The organism is Ruegeria sp. CK1 (assembly GCF_056536545.1).
The window spans coordinates 1,202,885-1,227,084 of record NZ_JBQFPX010000001.1; the positions used below are offsets into that span (position 1 = coordinate 1,202,885).

At 53.9% G+C, this 24,200-nt stretch carries 22 protein-coding genes; 18 read left to right on the forward strand and 4 right to left on the reverse strand.

Going from position 1 to position 24,200, the window contains the following annotated elements:
• Positions 1 to 3: 3 nt before the first annotated feature.
• Positions 4 to 2,289 carry a mechanosensitive ion channel family protein gene (locus ACR0L3_RS05780; protein ID WP_480744365.1) on the reverse strand — a complete coding sequence of 762 codons (2,286 nt, stop codon included), beginning with the start codon at positions 2,287 to 2,289 and terminating at the stop codon, positions 4 to 6.
• A 280-nt stretch (positions 2,290 to 2,569) separates the two neighbouring features.
• A complete protein-coding gene (locus ACR0L3_RS05785) occupies positions 2,570 to 3,478 on the reverse strand; it encodes a LysR family transcriptional regulator (RefSeq protein WP_480744367.1) in 909 nt (302 codons plus the stop codon).
• Positions 3,479 to 3,647: 169 nt separating this feature from the next.
• On the opposite strand from ACR0L3_RS05785, the gene ACR0L3_RS05790 reads away from it, so the two are divergent.
• The 10 genes from ACR0L3_RS05790 (at position 3,648) to ACR0L3_RS05835 (ending at position 15,055) form a co-directional block, all read left to right on the forward strand.
• Positions 3,648 to 7,067, forward strand: a complete 3,420-nt coding sequence (locus tag ACR0L3_RS05790) for an indolepyruvate ferredoxin oxidoreductase family protein (protein WP_480744369.1) — start codon at positions 3,648 to 3,650, stop codon at positions 7,065 to 7,067.
• An 80-nt stretch (positions 7,068 to 7,147) separates the two neighbouring features.
• Positions 7,148 to 8,026, forward strand: a complete 879-nt coding sequence (locus ACR0L3_RS05795; protein ID WP_480744370.1) for a lysophospholipid acyltransferase family protein — start codon at positions 7,148 to 7,150, stop codon at positions 8,024 to 8,026.
• A gap of 8 nt (positions 8,027 to 8,034) precedes the next feature.
• Positions 8,035 to 8,844, forward strand: a complete 810-nt coding sequence (locus tag ACR0L3_RS05800; protein ID WP_480744371.1) for a glutamate racemase — start codon at positions 8,035 to 8,037, stop codon at positions 8,842 to 8,844.
• Positions 8,845 to 8,937: 93 nt separating this feature from the next.
• The gene (argC, locus tag ACR0L3_RS05805) at positions 8,938 to 9,966 is read left to right on the forward strand and encodes an N-acetyl-gamma-glutamyl-phosphate reductase (protein WP_480744373.1); all 1,029 of its coding nucleotides are present in this window, start codon (positions 8,938 to 8,940) and stop codon (positions 9,964 to 9,966) included.
• A 7-nt stretch (positions 9,967 to 9,973) separates the two neighbouring features.
• Positions 9,974 to 10,420: a cytochrome c maturation protein CcmE gene (gene ccmE / locus ACR0L3_RS05810; protein WP_480744375.1), complete on the forward strand. Its 447-nt coding sequence runs from the start codon at positions 9,974 to 9,976 to the stop codon at positions 10,418 to 10,420.
• A gap of 114 nt (positions 10,421 to 10,534) precedes the next feature.
• Positions 10,535 to 11,146, forward strand: coding sequence for a holin-associated N-acetylmuramidase (locus tag ACR0L3_RS05815; protein ID WP_480744376.1), 612 nt, complete (start codon positions 10,535 to 10,537; stop codon positions 11,144 to 11,146).
• Positions 11,137 to 11,715, forward strand: coding sequence for a holin family protein (locus ACR0L3_RS05820; RefSeq protein ID WP_480744378.1), 579 nt, complete (start codon positions 11,137 to 11,139; stop codon positions 11,713 to 11,715). The genes ACR0L3_RS05815 and ACR0L3_RS05820 overlap by 10 nt, the downstream gene beginning before the upstream one ends.
• Before the next feature lie 75 nt (positions 11,716 to 11,790).
• Positions 11,791 to 13,755: a heme lyase CcmF/NrfE family subunit gene (locus tag ACR0L3_RS05825; protein ID WP_480744380.1), complete on the forward strand. Its 1,965-nt coding sequence runs from the start codon at positions 11,791 to 11,793 to the stop codon at positions 13,753 to 13,755.
• Positions 13,752 to 14,207 carry a cytochrome c-type biogenesis protein gene (locus ACR0L3_RS05830; RefSeq protein WP_480744381.1) on the forward strand — a complete coding sequence of 152 codons (456 nt, stop codon included), beginning with the start codon at positions 13,752 to 13,754 and terminating at the stop codon, positions 14,205 to 14,207. The genes ACR0L3_RS05825 and ACR0L3_RS05830 overlap by 4 nt, the downstream gene beginning before the upstream one ends.
• A gap of 71 nt (positions 14,208 to 14,278) precedes the next feature.
• A complete protein-coding gene (locus ACR0L3_RS05835) occupies positions 14,279 to 15,055 on the forward strand; it encodes an enoyl-CoA hydratase-related protein (RefSeq protein WP_480744383.1) in 777 nt (258 codons plus the stop codon).
• A 5-nt stretch (positions 15,056 to 15,060) separates the two neighbouring features.
• Here ACR0L3_RS05835 and bmt read toward each other — a convergent pair whose 3' ends face one another.
• Complete coding sequence (bmt, locus tag ACR0L3_RS05840; protein ID WP_480744384.1) at positions 15,061 to 16,077, reverse strand: betaine--homocysteine S-methyltransferase; 1,017 nt, start codon at positions 16,075 to 16,077, stop codon at positions 15,061 to 15,063.
• 121 nt (positions 16,078 to 16,198) lie between these two features.
• A complete protein-coding gene (locus tag ACR0L3_RS05845) occupies positions 16,199 to 16,516 on the reverse strand; it encodes a DUF1476 domain-containing protein (RefSeq protein ID WP_480744386.1) in 318 nt (105 codons plus the stop codon).
• Positions 16,517 to 16,621: 105 nt separating this feature from the next.
• Between ACR0L3_RS05845 and ACR0L3_RS05850 the strand changes: the two genes are divergently transcribed.
• The 8 genes from ACR0L3_RS05850 (at position 16,622) to ACR0L3_RS05885 (ending at position 23,784) form a co-directional block, all read left to right on the forward strand.
• Positions 16,622 to 16,969, forward strand: coding sequence for a hypothetical protein (locus ACR0L3_RS05850; protein WP_480744387.1), 348 nt, complete (start codon positions 16,622 to 16,624; stop codon positions 16,967 to 16,969).
• The gene (locus ACR0L3_RS05855; RefSeq protein ID WP_480744389.1) at positions 16,970 to 17,944 is read left to right on the forward strand and encodes a hypothetical protein; all 975 of its coding nucleotides are present in this window, start codon (positions 16,970 to 16,972) and stop codon (positions 17,942 to 17,944) included. It begins immediately after the preceding gene.
• A gap of 86 nt (positions 17,945 to 18,030) precedes the next feature.
• Positions 18,031 to 18,786 (forward strand): phosphoribosylaminoimidazolesuccinocarboxamide synthase, encoded by a 756-nt coding sequence (gene purC, locus ACR0L3_RS05860; RefSeq protein WP_480744390.1) that lies wholly within the window; start codon positions 18,031 to 18,033, stop codon positions 18,784 to 18,786.
• A gap of 138 nt (positions 18,787 to 18,924) precedes the next feature.
• The gene (locus ACR0L3_RS05865; protein ID WP_480744392.1) at positions 18,925 to 19,593 is read left to right on the forward strand and encodes a MarC family protein; all 669 of its coding nucleotides are present in this window, start codon (positions 18,925 to 18,927) and stop codon (positions 19,591 to 19,593) included.
• A 107-nt stretch (positions 19,594 to 19,700) separates the two neighbouring features.
• Positions 19,701 to 19,931: a phosphoribosylformylglycinamidine synthase subunit PurS gene (purS, locus tag ACR0L3_RS05870; RefSeq protein WP_109311572.1), complete on the forward strand. Its 231-nt coding sequence runs from the start codon at positions 19,701 to 19,703 to the stop codon at positions 19,929 to 19,931.
• Positions 19,932 to 19,953: 22 nt separating this feature from the next.
• Positions 19,954 to 20,622, forward strand: a complete 669-nt coding sequence (gene purQ, locus ACR0L3_RS05875) for a phosphoribosylformylglycinamidine synthase subunit PurQ (RefSeq protein ID WP_480744394.1) — start codon at positions 19,954 to 19,956, stop codon at positions 20,620 to 20,622.
• A 123-nt stretch (positions 20,623 to 20,745) separates the two neighbouring features.
• The gene (locus ACR0L3_RS05880; RefSeq protein ID WP_480744395.1) at positions 20,746 to 22,437 is read left to right on the forward strand and encodes a sensor histidine kinase; all 1,692 of its coding nucleotides are present in this window, start codon (positions 20,746 to 20,748) and stop codon (positions 22,435 to 22,437) included.
• A 12-nt stretch (positions 22,438 to 22,449) separates the two neighbouring features.
• Positions 22,450 to 23,784, forward strand: coding sequence for a sigma-54-dependent transcriptional regulator (locus tag ACR0L3_RS05885; RefSeq protein ID WP_170348615.1), 1,335 nt, complete (start codon positions 22,450 to 22,452; stop codon positions 23,782 to 23,784).
• Positions 23,785 to 24,200 lie beyond the last annotated feature (416 nt).

Here is a 24,200-nt window from a genome sequence, read left to right on the forward strand (position 1 = left end):
TTCTTATTTAGGCGCGCCGTGTCCAGAACCAGGCTTTTGTTCCTGCTGTTCGGCTTGCTGGTTCGCAATTTCTCCAGCCGCTGCACCAATCGCAGTTTTTTGCTCTTCGTTCAGATGTTCAGCTTCATCCAAACCGGGTATTGCGACGCGCACCTCTCTGCGGGCAAAGTCGATACCGTTTTCTTTGAACGCGGCTTTCACACGGTTGAAGATTTCCTTACGTAGGGTGAATTGTTTGCCCGGTTTGGCCATGAACTTGCCGCGAATGATCATGCCGACGTCGTCAAAGTCGAACACGCCTTGAGACTTGAAGGGCTGCAAGAATCCATCCTTATGGGTTTCATCTTCCATCATCTCGGCACCGATCTTTTTGAAGATCTTCTTCACCTTATTGGGGTCAGTGTCGAAGGGTACGGTAAACTTCAGCTTCATGATAACCCAGTCGCGACTATAGTTAGTCAGCTTTTGAATCTCACCATATGGAATTGTGTGCACCGGCCCGCGGTGGTGGCGCAGCTGCATTGAGCGGATCGAGATCTTCTCGACTGTGCCTGTGGTGCCTCCGACATCCACGTATTCGCCAACGCGGAAAGCATCATCAACCAGGAAGAAAATGCCACCAACGATATCGGCCACCAGTTTTTGAGCACCAAAGCCGATGGCCAAACCCAGAACCCCGGCACCGGCCAAAAGCGGTGTAATATTGATGCCCAAGGCGCCAAGCGCGAGCAGGACAAAGATTACAGCGATTGCCACCTGCGCTGTTACACGCAAGAGGGGCAGGACCGTCGCAAGGCGCGATCCACCCGATCCACCGCCTTCTCCGGCCTCTTCGTCCGGACTCTGATCCGCTGCGGTTTGTTCCTTTGCCAAACGGCGGTTGATCCAAAGTGAGACGAGTTCGTTCAGAATGTAGCCGACGGCGATGATGATAAAGAATTGGATCAGCTTGCTGCCGGATTCATCCCCGCCACCCGCGATTTCCTGAAGATCCAGATCCCAGGCTCTGGCTATCATCAGGATAACCAGAATACCGGCCAGAACCCGACCAATGCGGATGTAGCTGCGCTTGGTGGATTTATAGGCCTGTTCGGCCACCGGGCCTTCGCCCAGCATTGGAGGCTGCAGATGACGCACCAGGCCGCGTATCAGCGTATCCAGAGCGGGAGCGATCAGCAACCAGAACATGGTTGTAAAATGTGCCCCCTTGAGCAGTAGGACGCGCAACATCGGGTCACGTTGCGCGGCAAGAAATTCAACCAACAGCCAGATAACCGCCGAAACCGCGATGGCAAAATACGGGTAGTAGTGGGCAACTTCTTCGTCGAACTTTGTGCGGTCGGGGTCTGTTCCCAGCATCATCTGAGACAGACCTTCGCGCGCTTTCCACGCAATAACGCCGATATAGATATGGATCGCAGCGTTTAGCCAGAACCCGATACGTGTTTCGCCACCCGTGATCCCGTTCAATCTGTTGAAATGAAGGAGGAACAGGGTGAAGCCTATGAGGATAAGCAGGCCGATCAAGTTGCGATGCAGATACTTCGCCCAATGGTCATCAATGTTAACCAAGCGGTAGTGCGCTTTGTTCGGGGCCAGAATAAACCGCGAAGCCGCTGCACCCAGACGGGGTATCCAGATCAAATAGAACACAAATGGGGCTGCGTATGTCAGTTGTTCGGGCGACAAAAGACCACGTCCAAGGGCCCGGATGACAACGTAGAAAACAACCAGACCTGCAATCTCGCGGCAGAAGCGGCGGAACAAATAGCTGACTGCCCCCCACAGATCGTTTTCATCGGCTGGTTCAGCCTTGCTGTGCCATCTTCTGGTTAACAGGTCGAACAATTTTTCGGCGATGAACCCGACAATCAAAACACTCAGGATCAAGCCCATCAGGACAAAAGTGCCGTTCGCCCCAAAGGTTCCTACAAAATTTTCAATGGCATGGGCTTGTGCGCTAAAAATATTGGGCAAGGTCACCGCAACATGGGTCCAAGATGCAACCATTTCGGCCCAGATTTCGTTGATTTCCTTGATCGGGTCTTCGCGTTCCTCTGCTTCGGCGGCTTTTTGTTCAGCGACCGCGTCCAAACGCTCTAGCAAAATGGCACGGACCTGATCGTCAGACATCCGAGCGACCAGATCGTCCACCTGTTCGGGCGTCAGATCTTCGGGGATGGTCACCGCCGCAGGAGCGTCAGTACTGCCGTTGGTTTGGGCGTATAACGGGCCCGACAGCAGCACCACGGAAATAATCGCCATTATCAGGCGGAGTGGGTGGAACATAGATTGTGTCCTCGATCGCGAAAAATTGTCTGTTTTTTCGGGATCATAGGACTGAAAGAGGTTTTTTCCCAGAAGTTTCACCGGCCTGATTTGACCTAGATGGCAAAAAACCAAAAAAAAGGCCGAGCACTAAGCTCGGCCATAGTCCAACAGGGAGGTATGAAGATGATGAGCGTTTCAGCATCACCGCCTTCGATTGCTCATTTAGGGATCACTTTGTTAACGATCAAGATTTTTCAGACTGATATTAGGTCATGTCCGCTATGCCATTTATGCATAGCTAGAGTTTTCCCATCTGCTTCAACTGCTTGCGCTGTGCGACAATCTCTTCCTGAACAAAATCGCGGAAGGCGGCAACACGTTTGGAATGACGCAATTCCTCGGGGTAGGCGAGGTAAACGGGGACATCAGCGCTTTCGATATCCGACAGAATGGGAACGACGTTCGGGAGGCCCTGTGTCACGTAGTCCGGCAAGACACCAATACCAAGGTTATGCAGGACGCCCTGAAGCACTCCAAAGTAGTTGTTCACAGTCAGCAGTGAACCGGGATTATACGTCATTAAATGACGCACCATGGCGGCACTTGCGCCAACTTGCGGTGCTGCAGGTGTCTGACAAATCAATCGGTGATTGGATATTTCTTCCAATGAAGACAGCATGCCGCCATTGGCCTCAAGATATTCTTCTGTTGCGTACAGCTGCATCTGAACGGTCATGAGGCGCTTACGAACAAGATCGGCCTGGCTTGGCTCCTTCATGCGGATGGCGACGTCAGCCTCTCGCATTGGCAGGTCAAGCACGCGTTCTTCCAGCATCAGGTCGATGTTGAGGTCAGGGTATTGTTCGTAGAGTTTCGGCAGACGAGGGGCCAGCCACAGAGTTCCAAAACCGAAGGTGGTCGTGACGCGTAAAACGCCAAATACTTCTTCTTCGCTGTCGCGGATGCGCGCTGCTGCTGCATCCAGACGTTTTGACATGGCCGATGTTGCGTCGAACAACAGTTCGCCCTGTTCAGTCAATATCAGGCCGCGAGCGTGGCGGTGAAACAGGGTCGAATCGAGCGATTCTTCAAGCGCTCTGATCTGCCGACTGACGGCCGATTGCGACAGATTCAACTTGTCGCCAGCGTGAGTCAGACTGCCAGCATCCGCAACTGCGTGAAATATCCTAAGCTTGTCCCAATCCATCGCCGCAACTTTCGTTATTCTTCGGAACGCCTATATGAAATAGATAACAACTTCTACATTCAAAGGCTGAAAACCTCAGGATTCAGAGGATAAATACTATCCAGGTCAGAAATTATGACCTAAAATGGAGAAAAATGTAGCACACTGATCTGACGAGGGGAGGCGTCTGATGAGTCAGCCAAAAATATCGCTGAATGACCGCTTTGATCTAAACAAAAACCCCATTCTTCTGAATGGCACGCAAGCTCTTGTGCGGCTGATGTTGATGCAAAAGGCGCGCGACACGCAGGCGGGACTGAATACAGCTGGTCTGGTGACCGGGTATCGGGGCTCACCACTGGGTGCAGTTGACCTGCAGATGACCCGCGCCCAAAAACAGCTGACCGAAAGTGACATCACCTTTCAGTACGGCCTGAACGAAGATTTGGCGGCAACCGCCCTGTGGGGCAGTCAACAGGCGGGACTACGCGGAGACGGACGTTTCGACGGCGTGTTTGGCCTTTGGTACGGTAAGGGGCCAGGGGTTGACCGATCTGGCGATGTGATGCGTCACGCCAATATGGCAGGTACAGCCCAACATGGCGGCGTGCTGATGGCGATGGGTGATGACCACACTGGCGAAAGCTCGACCGTGCTGCATCAATCAGAGTGGTCATTGGTCGACATGTATATGCCGATCGTCAGCCCAGCCGGCGTTCAAGAGATACTGGACTACGGCATCTACGGGTTTGCGCTCAGCCGCTTTTCGGGGCTATGGGTCGGTCTGAAGACGATGAAGGACACGATCGAGGTCACTTCGGTTGTCGATGGCGCTTTTGACCGTATGAAGTTGTCTGTGCCCGAGTTTGACATGCCGGAAGGCGGTCTGAACATCCGGTTGGTTGACACGCCTCATCTGCAAGAGGGGCGGATCATTGATTACAAACGTTTTGCAGCCGAGACCTTTTCACACGCGAATAAGATGGATCGTCGGGTTTGGGGGAAAACCGGCGCCAAGATCGGATTCGTTGCGGCTGGCAAGAACTGGTTGGACCTGACCCATGCCATGTCTTTGCTGAACATCGACGCGAATGAGGCTGAACGGTTGGGGATCACGACCTACAAAATAGGTCAGACATTTCCACTGGACATGGCCGGATTCCACGACTGGGCCGAAGGACTGGACCTTATTGTTATCGTTGAAGAAAAACGAAAACTAATCGAGGTTCAGGTCAAGGAAGCTATATTTGATGATCGCCGGGGTCGCCGCGTTTATGGCTGGTACAAGGGTGGGGCCGGAACGCTGCACCGCGAGGAGCTGTTTCCTACACGTGGTGCCTTAGACCCGAATATGATTGCTGAGAAGCTGGGCGAAATTCTTATTGAAGAAGGCAGGGATACCGATGGTATTCGGGCCGGATTGGCCAGCTTGTCCGAGGCGCGCCGCGCTGACAATGCAGAAGAAATCGCGACACGTCTGCCCTATTTTTGCTCTGGATGCCCGCACAACAGTTCTACGAGACTGCCCGATGGCAGCCGTGCCTACGCCGGGATAGGCTGTCACTATATGGTGCAGTGGATGGACCGGGAAACCACCGGCTTTACGCAAATGGGTGGCGAAGGAGCGAACTGGATTGGCGAAGAGCCCTTTTCCACCACCAAACATGTGTTCCAGAATTTAGGCGACGGAACGTACAACCACTCGGGCGTGCAGGCGATCAGGGCGGCTTTGGCTGCAGGCACCACTATAACTTTCAAGATCCTGTTCAACGATGCCGTTGCTATGACTGGCGGGCAGGAAAACGAAGGCGGGCTTTCCGCAGAACGGATCGTGGCCGAGGTCAAAGCCATGGGCGTCCAGCATGTTGCGGTGGTCTATGATGAAAAGGAAGACGTAAACTTCAAAGCGCTACCATCGGGCGTTGAAACATTTGAACGCGCCGAGTTGATGCGGGTACAAGAACAGTTCCGCGAAATCGAAGGCGTGTCAGTCATCGTCTACATCCAGACATGTGCAGCAGAAAAACGCCGCAGGCGCAAAAGAGGCCAGTTTCCCGATCCAGACAAGCGCGTGTTCATTAACACCGATATCTGCGAAGGCTGCGGTGATTGCGGTGTGCAGTCGAATTGCGTGTCTATCGTACCCAAAGAGACAGAATTAGGGCGTAAACGCGCGATCGACCAATCAAGTTGCAATAAGGATTTCTCTTGCCTCAAAGGGTTTTGCCCGTCGTTCTTAGCTTTGGAAGGCGCAGTCATCCGTAAAGAGGCAACGACTGAGATCGACTTGCCCGATTTGCCTGAGCCTGTCCTTCCCGAAATCAAAGGCACGCATAACGTTGTGATCACCGGCATAGGTGGAACTGGTGTCGTTACTTTGGGGGCTATTCTGGCTCAGGCCGCGCAAATTGATGGCAAGGGCGCGGGAATGATGGAGATGGCTGGGCTGGCTCAGAAGGGCGGTGCAGTACAAATTAATTGTCGCTTGGCGAACAAACCTGAAGATATCAGCGCTATTCGTGTCGCCACGGGCGAGGCGCACGCCTTGATCGGCGGGGATTTGGTCGTTTCGGCGGGAGCCAAAACTCTGGGTCTGACACGAGCTGGTCAAACCGGCGCAGTCGTCAATAGCCACGAAACGATCACAGGTGATTTCACGAGAGACACCGATTTTCACATTCCTGGCGACCGGCTGGAATTAGCGTTGCAAGCACGGTTAAAAGAGGATGTTTTCTTATTCGATGCCACCGATCTGGCTCGCGCGGTGATGGGGGATTCCATCTACTCCAACATGATGATATTCGGGGCCGCCTGGCAAAAAGGCTTGTTGCCGATGAGTCACAGCGCCGTATCGCAGGCAATCGAACTGAATGGAACAGCGGTGGAACGCAACAAGCGCGCCTTTGACGTTGGCCGTTGGGCTGTTCTCCATCCCGAAGAGGTCGCGCGGATATTAGAGCCCAATGTGGACGAAATGCCGAAGTCCTTGGAACAGCAAATCGAATATCGTGCTCAACACCTTATAGCTTATCAAGGCAATCGATTGGCAAATCGCTACAGACAGCTTGTCGATGTCTTTGAAGACAATGACATCCGACAAGCCGCGGCAAAAGGCTATCATAAGTTGTTGTCCTATAAGGATGAATATGAAGTGGCACGTCTCATGCTGGACAGTCGTGAAAAGGCTTCAGCTGAGTTTGACGGGGACTTCAACATGACCTTTTATTTGGCCCCTCCGATTTTGGGGAGCACTGGGCCTGACGGTCGACCTCAGAAAAGAGCTTTTGGAGAGTGGGTTCTAAAACCAATGAAGCTTCTTACGCGTTTAAAATCATTGCGTGGCACACCACTAGACATATTCGGGTACAGTGCAGAACGGCGTATGGAGCGCGCCCTTATCAAGCAATATGAGAATGATATCAAAGAAATAACGCCGCTTGTTACTGCGCAAACCAAGGATGCGGTAATCGCTCTGCTACAACTGCCGCTGGAAATTCGCGGTTTTGGGCCGGTACTGCGCGCCAACGAGACCAAAGCCGCCAAACGACGCGAGGAATTATTGACTACCATTCGCAACGGAGGGCCTGAGTTGCGCGCTGCGGCCGAATAATTCGTCACGGGATTGTCACGAAACCTAGTCAAAATTGTTGCTTACACTTATCTAGCAGGCAGCAAACCTTGGAGACTCGAATGCCCCCGCGCCATCATGTCGCTCGTGACATTTCTTACGCCTATTCCGCGGAAACCAAAGGCGGGCGGATGGTGATCAGGCTTATGGAGAACACCACAGGCCGCATGCGATTGATCAAGCGCGCGGACGGTTACGAGAAAGAAATCGCTAACGGGCGCGACTTTTGGTCGGTTATGGTGGACCGTTATGGTTTGTCGCTGGATGTCGTCGGCGGGGCGCTGTCGAATATTCCCAAAACCGGGCCGTTGATCCTGATCGCAAACCATCCATACGGTATTTTGGATGGGCTAATGATGGGTCACATGCTGTCGGAAACGCGCGGAGATTTCCGTATTCTTGCCAATCGTGTGTTTCGCAAAGCCGAAGATATTAATCGCATCATCCTACCGATCTCGTTCGATGAAACGAAAGAAGCGATGAAACTGAACCTTGAGACCCGGAAAACCGCGTTGAACTATCTTGGTGACGGCGGGGCGATTGGGATTTTCCCCGGAGGTACGGTCAGCACCGGTGTAAAACCGTTCTCTCACCCAATGGACCCAGGGTGGCGCGGCTTCACCGCGCGAATGGTAGCCAAGTCCAACGCAACTGTTGTGCCTGTTTTCTTTGACGGTCACACCTCGCGCCTGTTCCAGATCGCCAGCCATTTGCATAACACGCTACGCATGGGTTTGCTGATAAAAGAGTTCAAAAAGCGCATAGATACTCCGGTCAAGGTCGTAGTCGGAGAACCGATAGAACGAGATGTTCTTGATCCGCTGAGCAAGGACACGCGCAAGATGATGGATTTCTTGCGCAAAGCCACGTATGAGCTGTCCCCGACACCTTTGAAGTCTTATGACTACGGTTATGAATTTGAGGAACGGCATCGCGCCTAAAGGGGCAAATGGCAGTAGGCATTTTTGATTCTGGTTTGGGCGGGCTTACCGTTCTGGACGCCGTGCAGAAACGTCTGCCGGACGTGGATTTCCTTTATTTTGCGGACAATGCGCATGCCCCGTACGGTGTGCGCGACGCCGAAAACATCTACGATTTAACAAAGCACGCTGTGTACGACCTTTGGGATCGAGGGTGTGATTTGGTGATTCTAGCCTGCAACACCGCCAGCGCCGCCGCGTTGCGTCGAATGCAGGAAGAGGGCGTACCCGAAGGTAAACGCGTTTTGGGCGTGTTCGTGCCGCTTATCGAGGCGCTGACTGAGCGCCAGTGGGGTGACAACAGTCCTCCTCGTGAGGTCAACGTTAAACACGTGGCATTGTTTGCCACGCCCGCCACAGTATCGAGCCGTGCCTTTCAGCGAGAGCTGGCATTTCGCGCAATTGGCGTAGACGTTGAAGCTCAGGCCTGCGGTGGCGTCGTCGACGCCATCGAGGACGGTGATATGATCCTGGCAGAGGCGTTGGTGCGCAGTCACGTGGATGCATTAAAGCGTAAAATGCCGGAACCACAGGCGGCCATTTTGGGTTGCACGCACTACCCATTGATGGCCGAACAGTTTCAGGCCGCGTTGGGTGCTGATGTTCAGGTGTTCAGCCAGGGAGCTTTGGTAGCCGAAAGTCTGGCGGACTACTTGAAGCGTCATCCAAACATGCAGGGCAACGGCGAGGGCGGATTCCTAACAACCGGCAAACCGGACTTCGTCAGCGATCGGGCAACACAGTTCCTCCGACGACAAATCACGTTCGAGGCCGCCTGACTTAGGTCAAGGACACCGCCACCACACTTCTTTATTCGAAAACCGTCACGATGGCGGTCCTGAAATATGACACAATGGAAAAAGAGGTCTGACATGACCCATAAAATCGCAATTCTGGGCGCTTCGGGCTATACTGGTGCCGAACTGGTGCGGCTGATCGCCGAACACCCGAATATGGAAATCACCGCTTTGGCCGCCGAGAGGAAGGCGGGAATGTCGATGGCGCTGGTTTTTCCGCATTTACGCCATATGAAGCTGCCGGACTTGTGTAAGATCGCAGAGATCGACTTCTCACAGATCGATCTGTGTTTCTGCGCCTTGCCGCATAAAACCAGTCAGGAAGTCATTCGTGATCTGCCGAAAAACCTACGGATCATTGACCTGTCCGCAGACTTTAGGCTGCGCGACGCCGACGAATACGAGAAATGGTACGGCAACCCCCACGCTGCGTTGTCTCAGCAAGAAGAAGCCGTGTATGGCCTGACCGAGTTTTATCGCGAAGACATTCGCAATGCCCGGCTAGTAGCCGGCACTGGGTGCAATGCCGCGACGGGTCAGTACGTGCTTCGGCCTTTGATCTCGGCGGGCGTTATCGATCTGGATGATATCGTTTTGGATCTGAAGTGTGCAGTTTCGGGGGCTGGGCGGTCACTTAAAGAAAACTTGCTGCATGCAGAGCTTAGCGAGGGCTACAACGCCTATGCCGTAGGCGGCACTCATCGCCATCTGGGTGAGTTCGATCAAGAGTTCTCGGCGCTTGCTGGGCGGACAGTGCATGTGCAATTCACTCCGCATCTGATCCCCGCCAACAGGGGCATTCTGGCTACAACTTACGTAAAAGGCGACCCGGCAAGCGTTTATGAGACGCTTGCTAAAACCTACGAAAACGAGCCCTTTATCCAAATGTTGCCGTTTGGCGAAACGCCCTCGACCCACCATGTGCGGGGCTCGAACTTCTGCCATATTGGTGTGGTCGGCGACCGTATTGAACGCCGTGCTATCGTTATCGGCGCCTTGGATAACCTGACAAAAGGTAGCAGTGGTCAAGCCTTGCAGAACGCCAACCTGATGTTAGGTGAGGATGAAACCGCAGGCCTGATGATGGCCCCGTTGTTCCCGTGAGGATGAAATGAAAACGCTCAAGAAACGCCGTCGTATACAAGTCATTTTGGTGGCTGTTGTGGCTCTGGCTGCATCGACGGTGTTAATTGGCGTCGCGATGAAAGACGGGATCAACTTTTTCCGCTCGCCGAGCCAAGTGATCGCGGAACCGCCGTCTCCGACTGAAGTGTTCCGCATCGGTGGTTTGGTTGAAGAAGGTTCGATTGTGCGCGGGCAGGGTGAGACCGTGCGTTTCGTTGTGACCGATGGGGGCGAAAGCGTACCGGTGGCGTTTACCGGAGTTCTTCCGGATTTGTTTTCGGAGAACCAGGGCATGGTCGGGACGGGTTCCTACGTGAACGGTGTTTTCGAAGCCACTGAAATTCTCGCGAAACATGATGAAACTTACATGCCGAAAGAGGTTGTGGATGCTCTGAAAGAACAAGGTGTCTACAAAGAAGGTGGCGAAAGCTGATCACAGATTACAATCTGTAAAGTCGGTGGGGCGTTGCATAAGCAGCGCCCTTTCTCTTTGGGCGGATTTAACGAGTAGACCTCAGCGTTTGTAGGGTGACAAACAGGGGGTGTAATGCAGAACGTTCGACAGATTGCCGAGGAAATCGTGGCACGAGAGGGTGGATTTGTAGACGATCCAGATGACCCCGGCGGAGCGACCAAATACGGTGTCACCATCCATACTATGCGCCATCTAGGATTAGACCTTTCGGGCGATGGAGCAATTAATGGCATTGATGTGCGTTTGCTTAGCAAAGCTCAGGCCGTTGAGATATTTGTGCAGCATTACTTTGAACTTCCCAAGCTCAACTTGCTGCCGCTCAAACTGCAGCCCCCAGTGTTTGATATGTATGTCAACGCGGGCAGTCAGGCTGTCAAAATCTTGCAAAGGCTTCTGCAAGAAATGGGTTTTGAAATCGCGGTGGACGGTGTTGTAGGCCCCAAGACTGCGGAGGCTTGTTACAATGCTGCAGATCCCGACCCGGTTACGCTCCGAGATGCCTATGGGGTTGCGCGCCGCAATTATTATTTTCGGCTTGCGGATCACCGACCATCCTCGCGCAAGTATGCACGCGCCAGAAACGGCGGAAAAGGGGGCTGGATTCGTCGTGCCGAGGAGTTTGTATCGTCAATTTACCATCTGAGTGACACGGATTTCCAAAGGAGAGTTGCGGGATGGGATTAATCTCGAACGTGCTGACATTTCTGTTTGGTGGCAGCCGTAACGTTGTGCGTGAAACCGCTGAAATATTTCGAGAAAATGCAGAAAACGGCGCAAAACGCGGTGTATCTTTGCAAAAACAAGCGATGATGCAACTAGGCGAAGAGTTCAATTTGCCACAGAAAGGTGCGTTTGATCGGTTCATCGATGGACTTAATCGTTTGCCACGCCCTGCAATGGCTCTTGGTACATTGGGTCTATTTGTTGCAGCGATGGTCGACCCGATCTGGTTTGCGTCACGGATGCAAGGGATTGTGCTGGTTCCCGAGCCATTGTGGTGGCTCTTGGGTGTAATCGTGTCCTTCTATTTTGGCGCTCGCCACCAGGCAAAGGTTCAGGACCTACAACGGGAGATATCGGCTACCATGAGTCGTACGCCTCAAGTTGTAGACAATCTTAGGTCGCTGAAAAATCTGCGCGCAAGCGGTGTTGGGGTCGCGAACCCCGGTACGGATACAGCGTTGGCTGATAAAGTAGCTCGCCCGGACACCAACCCGGCTCTTGAGGACTGGCGGCGTAGACGTCTGGCATGACCCGCGACACTATGTTCGCCCCTAAGGGGCGAAAGTGATTGGAGCTTGCCTCAGAACAGGAATATATCCGTTGGCATGATTACTGAACTCGGCCACTTTGCCCTGATCCTTGCCTTCCTCGTGGCCATCGTACAAACGGTGGTGCCGCTAGTGGGTGCTGCGAAACGATGGCCTGCATGGATGAGCTTTGCGGAACCCGCGGCGATAATTCAGTTTTCCTTGGTTACATTTTCTTTCGGTGCGCTGGTCTGGGCTTTCGTCAACTCAGATTTCTCGTTGCGGGTGGTGGTTGAAAACAGTCATTCAGCAAAGCCAATGCTCTACAAGATTAGCGGCACGTGGGGTAACCACGAAGGATCCATGTTGCTGTGGGTGCTGATTGTGGCGCTTTTCGGTGCCGCGGCCGCGGTGTTTGGCGGTGGACTTCCACCAACATTGAAAGCGCGGGTGTTGGCGGTGCAAGCCTCAATCGCAGTGGCGTTTTTTGCATTTATCTTGTTCACCTCAAACCCGTTTGACCGGCTGGTTGTGGCACCCTTCGATGGTCGCGATCTGAACCCGCTTTTGCAGGACCCGGGTTTGGCCTTTCATCCCCCGTTCCTGTATCTGGGTTATGTCGGTCTAAGTATGGCTTTCAGTTTTGCTGTCGCAGCCCTGATCGAAGGGCGTGTGGATGCAGCATGGGGCCGTTGGGTACGCCCGTGGACATTGGCAGCTTGGGTTTTCCTGACCATCGGTATCGCGCTGGGGTCTTGGTGGGCCTACTACGAATTGGGATGGGGAGGGTTCTGGTTTTGGGACCCTGTTGAAAACGCCTCGTTCATGCCTTGGTTGTTGGCAGCCGCGCTCTTGCATTCAGCGATCGTGGTTGAAAAGCGTGAAGCCTTGAAAAGTTGGACCATATTGCTGGCGATCATTGCGTTTGGGTTTTCTCTTATTGGCACGTTCATCGTGCGCTCTGGCCTTCTGACCTCGGTACATGCATTCGCCAATGACCCTGAACGGGGGGTCTTCATACTGCTCATCTTGGTGTTCTTCATGGGTGGCGCGTTGACGCTATTTGCGGCTCGCGCGCAATCGATGGAGGCCAAGGGTGTCTTTGGGATGGTGAGCCGAGAAAGCAGCCTACTGCTGAACAATATCTTGCTGGCTGTAAGCTGCTTCGTTGTTTTTGTCGGGACTATGTGGCCGATGGTGGCTGAAATGGCGTTTGACCGAAAACTCTCAGTCGGTGCGCCATTCTTTAACGCGGCATTTACTCCTTTTATGGTTGCTTTGGGGCTTGCCTTGCCTGTGGGCGCGATGCTTCCTTGGAAACGCGGAAAACTTGGGAAAACAGCTTATTCCCTGCGATATGCCTTTATATTAGCAATTGCGCTGGCTTTGCTGGTTTGGGCGATGCAGACAGGTCGCAGTGCGTTGGGTCCAGTTGGTCTGTTCCTCGGCGCATGGATAACCTTTGGCACCGCCATCGATTTGTGGAGCCGTACGGGCCGCAAGGGCAATATAAAGCGCCTATTCCGACTTCCCCGAGCAGATTGGGGCAAGGCTGTGGCTCATACCGGTCTGGGTGTGACGATGTTCGCCATCGCTGGTCTGACCGCGTGGGAGGTTGAGGACATTCGCGTCGCACAACCGGGTCAACCGTTCGAAGTGGGACAATTTACACTGACCTTGGAAGACGTTCGAAACGTGGAGGGTCCGAATTATTTTTCGACGACAGCGGATGTGCTGGTTGAAAAGGATGGGCGGCTCGTCGGCAATCTGCATCCTGAGAAGCGGAACTATCCGGTTGCGCAGATGCCCACAACTGAAGCTGCGATCGACTATCGGTTCCTTCGCGATTTGTATGTTGTAATCGGAGATCAACAAGCGGACGGCGGCTGGGTTATACGAACCTACATCAAGCCGTTTGCAAACTGGATTTGGGCCGGTTGTATACTGATGTCTTTGGGCGGTGTCTTGAGCCTGTCGGATCGTAGATTCCGTGTCGCAGCCGGAGCGCGCAAGGCACCTGCGGGCGGAGTACCGGCAGAATGAAGCGTCTGATTTTAATTTTGACGTTAATTGCGTCCCCGCTATTTGCCGTCCAACCTGACGAAGTTCTGGACGACCCTGTGCTGGAACAACGTGCCCGTGACCTCAGCACTGGTTTGCGCTGTCTGGTTTGTCGCAACGAAAGCATCGATGAAAGCAATGCAGAACTTGCCCGTGACCTTCGTCTATTACTGCGTGAACGCCTTGTGGCAGGGGATACGGATGACGAGGCAATAGCCTTTATCGTTGACCGCTACGGCGAGTACGTGTTGTTGAGGCCAACTACGGCAGGCTCCAACCTGATGTTGTGGCTGGCGGGTCCAATCATGCTGCTGATTGCAGCGGCTATTGGTTTGAACTTTCTCCGGAAGCGCTCTCAGGTACAGACTGAAGCTGAGAAAGACACTCTGAGCGAGGCTGAAAAAGAACGCCTGCGCCAAATTCTTGAAGACTGACCCAGGGTTCCGCTTTTCCTTCTACCCTATTTCAGTCAGGGTTCCGACAAGCTCGGAATTGGAGGGGGTTCATGGAATACGAAACGATCCTGCTAGACATCACGAACGATTTGGCGGTTCTCACCTTGAACCGGCCTGACAAAATGAACGCGATGACGGTACAGATGCGTGCGGAAGTTACGCATGCCATGAAACACGCTGCGCGACACGCGCGGGCGATTGTTCTGACCGGGGCTGGCACGGCGTTTTGTTCGGGGCAGGACCTAGGGGATGCGTCCAGCACGGGAAAAGTCGATCTGGAACGTACACTTCGCGATGAATACGAACCTATGCTGGAAACGATCTACGACTGTCCAGTACCCACAATTGCGGCGGTAAATGGCGCGGCAGCCGGGGCAGGGGCAAACCTTGCGCTTTGCGCGGACATAGTGATTGCCACCGAAAGCGCTTATTTCTTGCAGGCTTTTGCTCGGATTGGGCTTCTGCCTGATGCAGGCGGTACGTGGTTCATGCCACGCCAGATGGGGTTTGCCAAAGCCATGGGGGCAGCCTTGTTCGCCGACCAGATCAGTGCGCGGCAGGCAGACGAATGGGGTATGATCTGGGAAGCTGTCCCTGATGATCAGTTCGACGCTCACTGGCGCAATCGTGCCGCTTATCTGGCCAAAGGTCCTACCGCAGGATTTGGCGCAATTAAGCAGGCAATCCGAGGCACCTATGAAAAAACACTGCCGCAACAACTTACACTAGAAGCACATCTTCAAGGTGAATGCGGACGCAGTCGGGACTTTGCTGAAGGTGTCGTTGCCTTCATGGAAAAACGCCCCCCGAAATTCGAGGGGCGCTAAAACTATTAGGCGCGGCGACGGCGGCGTGAACGCCGCTCAGGCACTGCAGCATCGTCGCCCGTGCCGTCTGAGGCTGACGAGAACGGCCCCAAGACAGCGGTAATCTCATCCAGCGCCGGGCGAGATCCGCGCGGTGCGGTATCCAAAGCTTTGCGCATTTCGCGTAGGTGCGCAGGCATGGTGCCGCAACAGCCGCCAATGATAGTAGCTCCCGCGTCGCGGGCCATTGCTGCGTACTGCCCCATCAATTCAGGCGTGCCGTCATAGTGAATATGTCCATCCATGTATTTCGGAATGCCCGCATTCCCTTTCGAGATCACAGGCCGCTCAGTTCCTTGTGCGGCGAAACCAAGCACAGTGCGCAGAATGTCGGACGCACCTGTACCGCAATTGGCCCCAAAGGCCACTGGTGGGTTAGGTAGCGTTTCAACTAACTGTGCTAGATCGGCCGAAGTGACGCCCATCATTGTGCGTCCGGCGGTATCAAAGCTCATGGTTCCGCACCATGGCATATCGGCTAGAGCAAAGGCTTCGGCTGCAGCGCGGAATTCTTCAGGGGCGCTAATGGTTTCCAGCCACAAAACATCTGCTCCACCTTCTTTCAGCGCATCGGCCTGTTCATGGAACATCTCAACCGCAGCAGCATGAGAAAGCGCACCAACTGGCTCCATGATCTCTCCTGTCGGTCCAACCGACCCAGCCACGACGACGGTACGTCCGGCTTTATCCGCGACTTCGCGCCCAAGTTCAGCACCAATACGGTTTAGTTCTGCAACACGATTGTGGGCGTCATGAAGCTTGAGCCGCGCAGAAGTGCCGCCAAATGTATTAGTTAGGAACAGATCACTGCCTGCATCGACAGAGCCTTGATATAGCGCACGTATTTTGTCCGGCGCATCCACGTTCCAAAGCTCGGGGGCGTCACCGGACTGTAGGCCCATATTGAACAGGTTCGTGCCGGTTGCGCCATCTGCCAGGATGGTATCAGTGGTTTCAAGAAGCTGGCTCAGTGCATTTGTCATTGGGATATTCCGGAAAAGGCACAATAGGCCTGATAAGATCAGAGACGCCCCGTGTCTCATGACCGGGGCGTCAAATCAAATTCATAAATCTCATGAAGATCATGAGGTGGGCACTAAGCCCTTAGTCTGTCTCGCTGAGAACCTGTGCTTTGGCTTCTGGCAAGAGCTCGGCCATTTTTGCACGGATTTCGTCATCAGACGACAAAGACCCCAGATCGCCAGAGACCTTGCGTACCACGTCTTCGTGTCCGGCTTCTTCGAAGTCGGCAATCACGACGGTTTTAGCGTACGCTTCCGCGTCTGCGCCGGTTTTGCCCAGTTTTTCCGCAGCCCAAAGGCCCAGCAATTTGTTGCAGCGGGCCTGTGCCTTGAACTGCATTTCTTCGTCATGCGCGAACTTGGCTTCAAATGCGTTTTCGCGCTCGTCAAACGTGGTCATAGGTTCGGGACCTCATATCTGGAATCTTGTTCAACAGATAAAAAAACAACACCGGAATGTATAGCGAAAACAGTCATTGCGCGACCAAATGTACTGTGCAACCAAATGTTGCATGACCTGAGTTGGGAGCACCGTTTAAGTTTAGTTTTTATGAGGGTTATGATGGTTCACTATTCACATCCGGGCGATGTTTCCTTGCAAGATGCAACTGTTGCAAGATCTGTTTCCGCACCTGCAGTTCCAACAATGGCCGCAGATAACCGACTTGATCGAGCAAAGATTGTGCAGCTGAACACGGTGCTGGCGTTCAGTCCAGTTTTTCTTCCGTTAAGCGACAAAGCGACGGCGAGCCTAAAAGTGACGGCGACGGAATGCGCTGGAGCAATGGCCGTAGGACCACGAGAAACGGCGTTCCGCTTTAAGCGCGAGTGGCAACAGCTGGCGGCTACGTAAATGGTAGAACAGGAAAAAAACGACGGAAGCTTTAGTGCCTACATCCTGTTGTCCAAAGCTATTCAGTTCAATTCAAACGAAATCGAACAAGCTTTGCTAGAGGCTTATCCAGCACTGGATTTACAGACCGAGACCTCTATCAGTTTTGCTCAGGATTGTGACACGGATCAATTTGTTACCACCCCGATCCTCTTTGGCGCCAAAGGGCGCGACAGTGCGATCGCAATGCTGACACGGAAACCGGGCAGCGGCCAATGGGATCCACAGGGACTAACCCTGTCGCAACAGTTGCAATTCCCCGAAATCAAGAAAGCCCTCGAGCAGAATGCATCATATATTTGCGTGACAACTGAAAAGAACGATCAGGAAGAAACCAGCGAGTTTCGTGTTGCGCGTTTATGCTCATGCCTTGCTGCAATATTCGCGAAATTGCCAGCCGCGCTTGCGGTTTATTGGGAGACAGCAAATCACTTTCTTACTCCAACAGATGTCGTGAAAATGGCGGATAAAGCCATGTCGGATGAGTTCCCGATTGAAAAATGGATCGGAGTGAATTTGAACCGGCTAAAGGATGAAAACAAAGAGTATTCTTCGGGGATCACGCGTGGACTAAAACAGTTCAAAGGATGTGAGATCAGCCTTGCTGCCGCACCACTGGATTTGGCCACAGCTGCAAATACGTTAACTACTGCCGCCGCTATGCTAACTTCCTATGGTCAAAGTTTCCGGGATGGGGGCACCGTAAGCCACGAAGGTCAGTCGCCCGAACAGTCCATGCGTATTCGGTTTGCACCGTCAGGAACGAATGGGTCTAGTTGTGATGCCTGGGTACTCGTTCATCCTGACAGCCCATTTGACCACGAAGATGCCTTAGGCGAAATGCAAAGCGCACCGTCACCACAGAGGCCGGACCAGCAGGTTAAGTCCAAGATAGGCTTCTTCAAACGCTTGATCCGAGGTGGGCGCCACCTCTGATAACTTGCGGGTTGCGGCGCTCTGCACTATGAGAACGCCAACAACGAGGGACTCGTGCTCTCTTATGATAGTGGAAAGGTCGCTTTATGGCGCGTCGCAAGAAAATCTACGAAGGTAAGGCCAAGATCCTGTATGAAGGCCCTGAACCCGGCACCATCGTTCAGTATTTCAAAGATGACGCTACAGCGTTCAATGCCGAGAAAAAGGACGTAATCGACGGCAAGGGCGTATTGAACAACCGCCTGAGCGAGTTTTTCATGAACGGTCTTACGCAAATCGGCGTACCAACGCACTTCATCCGGCGTTTGAACATGCGCGAACAACTCGTCCGCAGTTGCGAGATCGTGCCTTTGGAAGTGATCGTGCGCAACTACGCCGCTGGTACAATGTCGAAACGTCTTGGTATAGCTGAGGGTACGCAACTGCCGCGTCCAATCGTCGAGTATTGCTATAAAGACGACTCGCTAGGTGATCCTTTGGTGACAGAAGAGCACATCGCTGCCTTTGGCTGGGCTAGTCAGCAAGACATGGATGACATTCTCAGCTTGGCGTTGCGCGTAAATGATTTCCTCAGTGGCGTGATGCTGGCCGTTGGAATTCGTCTGGTGGACTTCAAGATTGAAATCGGCCGGGTATACGACGGCGATTACCAACGCCTGATCATCGCAGATGAGATCAGCCCGGACAGCTGCCGTTTGTGGGATATCGAAACCGGTCAGAAACTGGACAAAGACGTGTTTCGCCGGGATCTGGGCAACCTGACCGACGCTTATTCCGAAGTCGCGCGCCGCTTGGGCGTTCTGCCGAAAAGCAACGTCAGCAAGCCGACGCTGATCAACTGATCTGCTGGATTGCTTAAACATTGAACAAAAGCGCCATATCGGACGATGTGGCGTTTTTTTCTTTGAAATTGGAGGTTTGACAGATCGGCCGATTGTCTCGCATTGTCGGGCGAGACTTTGAGCGAGGTGACACCCGAGATGGCCGACCTTTTTAATCACGCCGTTTTTCTTAAATACCTCGCCGCCTTGCTGGCCATTTTCAGCCCGCTATACGGAATACCGGTTTTTCTGAGCATGACCGATGGCTACACGCCCTCGGAACGAAAACGTGTCGCTTTAACCGTCACGGGTGCCGTGGTTGCATTTTCTCTGATTGTCGTCTTGGTCGGAGAAGAGATTTTGGCAATCTTCGGCATTGATGTTCCGTCATTTCGCGTTGCCGGTGGGTTGATTATTCTTAGCCTGGGAATGGCGATGCTGAACACCTCGGGCAGATCACCGGGCGATCAGCAGGCTGCCGAGGAGGGCCATAAAAAAAAGAGCAACATAGCGGTGGTGCCGTTGGCGATACCGTTGATCTTTGGACCTGCAACCATTGCAACGACTATTGTATTTGCACACCAGTTGTCGGATGGCGCTGAGATCGTGACGCTCGGTTCGGCTATATTGATCGCATGTGGCCTAATTGGCCTGGGATTGCTGTTTGCAGTTCCAATATCGCGATTTCTGGGCCCTACAGTTCTCGATGTTTTGACGCGTGTTATGGGAATAGTCCTTGTGGCGGTCGCCGTCGAAATGGTTTTCACAGGCGCGTTCGATGCGATTGATGCGCGCTATCCCGGCTTAACTTCGGGCGGTGGCGGATAAGCGAGGAAAACTGTGGTTCAAGAAGGGTTGTCCAAGGCGGGTAACCACGTTATCCCCCGCGCAACGGAACGGGCCAGGAAGCTGAGCCCTCAGCTGGAGTTGCAGGAATGAAAGCACGGGTGCATGTGATGCTGAAGAACGGGGTCCTCGACCCTCAAGGTGAGGCCGTGCGGCACGCATTGGGCGCCATGGGTTTCGATCAGGTCGAAGGCGTGCGTCAGGGCAAGGTTATCGATCTCGAACTGGCAGAAGGCGCGACCGAGGCGGACATCACCGAGATGTGCGAAAAGCTTTTGGCCAATACGGTCATCGAACGTTACGAAATCGAACTGGTCTGAATTTATTCCTGGAGGGCCCGCCATGCGCGCAGCTGTCATCGTTTTCCCTGGGTCGAACTGCGACCGAGACCTTGCCGTTGCTTTCGAACAAGCGGGATTTCAGGTCGACATGGTATGGCACAAAGACGCCGCGCTGCCTGAAGGCATCGACATTGTGGGCGTCCCTGGTGGTTTTTCGTATGGCGACTACCTGCGCTGTGGCGCCATCGCCGCGCAATCTCCAATTTGCAAGGCCGTTGTCGAGCATACTGATCGGGGCGGGTACGCCGTCGGAATCTGCAATGGTTTCCAGATCTTAACCGAAACCGGCATCCTTCCGGGCGCGTTGCTGCGCAATGCCGGATTGAAGTACATCTGCAAAACTGTCGGCCTTAAGGTGGAAACCAGCGATAGCGCCTTTACGCAGGGCTACAACGCAGGCGATGTTATTGGAATTCCGATTGCGCACCACGACGGAAATTACTTTGCTGACGACGCAACGATGTCTGCACTTCGTGATCAAGACCGGATCGCGTTCACCTATACCGAGAATCCCAACGGCTCAGTCGGTGACATTGCCGGTATTCTGTCTGAAAACCGCAGAGTTCTGGGGATGATGCCGCACCCCGAGCGGGCGGCGGATATGGGTCACGGTGGAACCGACGGGACGGCATTGTTCCGCGCATTGTCCGGGGTACTCGCGCCCGCGTGACTTGAGGTTGAAACATTCCCCGCGTAATTTCCCGGGATGAGTTCTGATGTTCGCTCTACTTGGTCTGTTCTGACGAAACCATTTCGTGGTGCGCCCCTTGGGTGGCGCCTGCGTTTCGCCGTCATGGCTCTGTTGGTTGCGGCGGCCGCCACGGTCTGGATAACGAACCGTTTGCTGACAGACCGGTTCACGGAATCCACGAAAAACCGTGCCGAGCTGCGTTTGGCACTGTATTCCGGGAACCTGCTTAGTGAACTTCGCAGAAATGCGATTGTGCCACAGCTTCTGTCGCGTGATCCCACGTTGTTGTCAGCGCTTCAGTCCAGTGACTATTCACTGTCAACACAGCGCCTGATTTCCTTCGTTGAAGAGATTGGCGCTGCTTCTTTGATGTTGTTGGATGGGGACGGGCGCACGGTCGCATCAACAGATCGCAACCGATTGGGTGAGGCGCATCGAAGTTCACCATACTTCATCGATGCCGTACGCTCGAACGCCACAATTTTCACTGTGATTCCAAAGGAATCCGGCGGCTACAGCTTTGTTTACTCGCGCCGTATGGAGGCCAATGCCGAAATTCTGGGCGTTATCTTGGTTGAGGTTGACCTGCACAAGTTTGAACTGGCGTGGGCAGGAATCTCTGATGCCGTGATGGTTTCTGACAGTACCGGAACAATAATCCTGTCGACTGAACCGCAGTGGCGCGGGCTGGAAGAAAACGAAGCTATGCTGCGCCAGCCGCCTGCCGGTGCAATTCAGCGCGCGATCCGTGCGACGACAGATTGGACCGCGTTGCCGCCAGATGCTTATCTGCAGGGTGAGGCGGTGATGCGGCTGGATACCCGTATTCCGTTCCGCGGTTGGAAGATGACATCTTTCACCACCTATGCCTCAATCCGAGAGAAGGTGAACAGTGTTCTCGCGCTTGAGATCATGGGCTTTGCGATTCTACTCGCGTTGGCTTTCTATGCACTCAGCCGCCGGGCGACTTTCCGGATGACGTTGTTCCAACGCGAGTCGGCAGAGCTTCGCGCATTGAACACAAGGCTACAGCGGGAAATCGCTGAACGCGAACGGGTTGAAAAGACACTGGAAGTTGCTGAGCAAACACTGGCGCAAAGCTCGAAACTGGCGGCTTTGGGAGAGATGTCAGCCGCTGTCAGTCACGAGTTGAATCAACCACTGGCTGCAATGAAAACCTATCTGGCAGGGGCGCGCTTGCTGTTGCGCAGGAACCGCCCCGAGGAGGCCTTAGCCAGCTTTGGTCGCATCGACGGTTTGATTGAACGGATGGGTGCAATTACACGGCAGCTTAAGTCCTACGCACGCAAGGGTGCGGACGCGTTTTCCCCTGTAAACCTTGGGGAAGCGCTGGCTTCCAGCCTGTCAATGATGGAACCGCAGCTGCGTCAGCGGCATGTTAAGATCACGCAAATTCTGCCCGAAGAACCTGTTATAGTAATGGGGGACAGGATGCGCATTGAACAGGTGATGGTGAACCTCTTGCGGAATGCACTGGACGCCACCAAATCAGTATCAGAGCCGGACGTCGAAATCATTCTGGCGGCGGGCGATACGGCGGTGCTAACTGTGCGGGACAACGGTCATGGCATCGAAAATATCGAGAACCTGTTTGAACCATTCTATACGACTAAGCAGCCCGGAGATGGGGTCGGTTTGGGGCTTGCCATCTCTTCAGGTATCGTAAACGACCATGGAGGTCGGTTGACCGCGCGAAACAGCCAGCAAGGTGGCGCGGTGTTTGAAATGAAACTGCCGATACTGGGAAGCGACGGCCTTGAGGCCGCTGAATAACGAGGAAGTACTATGGCACAGGCCATGAAAATCGCCATTGTCGATGACGAACAGGACATGCGCCAATCGATCAGTCAATGGTTGGCGCTGTCTGGATACGACACCGAAACCTTTTCCAGCGCCGAAGATGCGCTGAAAGTGCTGGGGCCGGATTATCCCGGCATTGTCATCTCGGACATCAAGATGCCCGGCATGGACGGCATTCAGCTACTTAAAAAGCTGATGGGGGCTGATAGCACTTTGCCGGTTATCATGATTACCGGTCACGGTGATGTACCGATGGCAGTCGAAGCGATGCGCGTGGGTGCCTTCGATTTCCTTGAGAAACCTTTCAATCCAGATCGTATGTCCGAATTGGCTAAACGCGCCAGCAATGCGCGTCGTTTGACTCTGGACAACCGTGCGCTTCGGCGTGAGCTGTCCGGTGGTACTCAGATCATGAACAAGCTGATCGGTGCCAGCCCGGTGATGGAGCGTTTGCGTGAGGACATTCTGGATCTGGGGCAAGCTGACGGTCATGTTCTGATCGACGGCGAAACTGGAACCGGCAAGACTCTGGTGGCACATGCTCTGCACGCGGTAGGTAGCCGAGCGGGTAAGAAATTCGTCCTCGTGTCCTGCGCAGCGCTGGAAGAAGAGGCGTTGTCGAAACGTCTGTTTGGTCCAATGATGCCCGAAGATGCACAACTGCCAGCGATCGAAGAGGCACGTGGCGGCACACTGGTGCTGGAAGATGTTGAGGCGCTAAGCGACACGCTTCAGGCACGTCTTCTGAGCGTCATGAACGATCAGGGCACACCGGCCGAAACACGGATCGTTGCGATATCGAACCTGCAGGAAGCCGGTAAAACCAGCGAAGACGTCCTGCGCCCAGACCTATTCTATCGATTGGCCGCCCTTCGGATCACCATGCCGCCGCTGCGCCAACGCGGAGAGGACATTCTGACACTGTTTACCCGTCTCAGTGAGCAGTTTGCCGAGGAATATGGTTGCGACGCGCCTCAAGTTAGCGCCCAGGAAGCTGCGCAATTGTTGCAGGCTCCGTGGCCGGGCAATGTACGTCAGCTGATCAACATCGCCGAACGTGCGGTGCTGCAATCACGGCGTGGGTCTGGAACGATTGCCTCGCTTCTGATGTCTGATCATGAAGAAATGCAACCCGTTATGACAACGGAAGGCAAGCCGCTCAAAGAATATGTCGAAGCTTTTGAGCGGATGCTTATCGACAATACAATGAGGCGCCACAAGGGTTCCATCGCTTCTGTGATGGAAGAACTTTGCCTGCCGCGGCGAACGCTAAACGAAAAGATGGCGAAGTATAGCCTGCAGCGTTCGGACTACTTGTAAACGCCTGGGAGGGGGGGGTGACCCCCTCACTTGGCCTTCTGGGCCAATTCACTGAGCTAGGATATTTGAGCCAGATGAAGAAATCCCTGCCGTCACAGCGGCATCGGGATGCAGTTTGCCCATTGTCTTTTCCACAGGACTGCCTTTATGGTGTCGAAACGGGTCCGGCCTTTTTTGCCTTAAAGTCCCGAATCTTTGAGTTTCGCTGCTCTGACGCGGATGGTGATATTCCCCACGTGGCACGGCAGACCGATTATGCCCCTCAAGGGGGCAGTTGAACGCCTGAGCCCTTCAATACGGGCGAAAGGAATAAATGGGCAGGCTGCGACGCAACGCGCCTGTCGGAGAAGAACCGCGATGACGCGCGCGCAACGAGTGAACATACGGGCAGGGGGCCACAGCGCCAGACCCTGCCG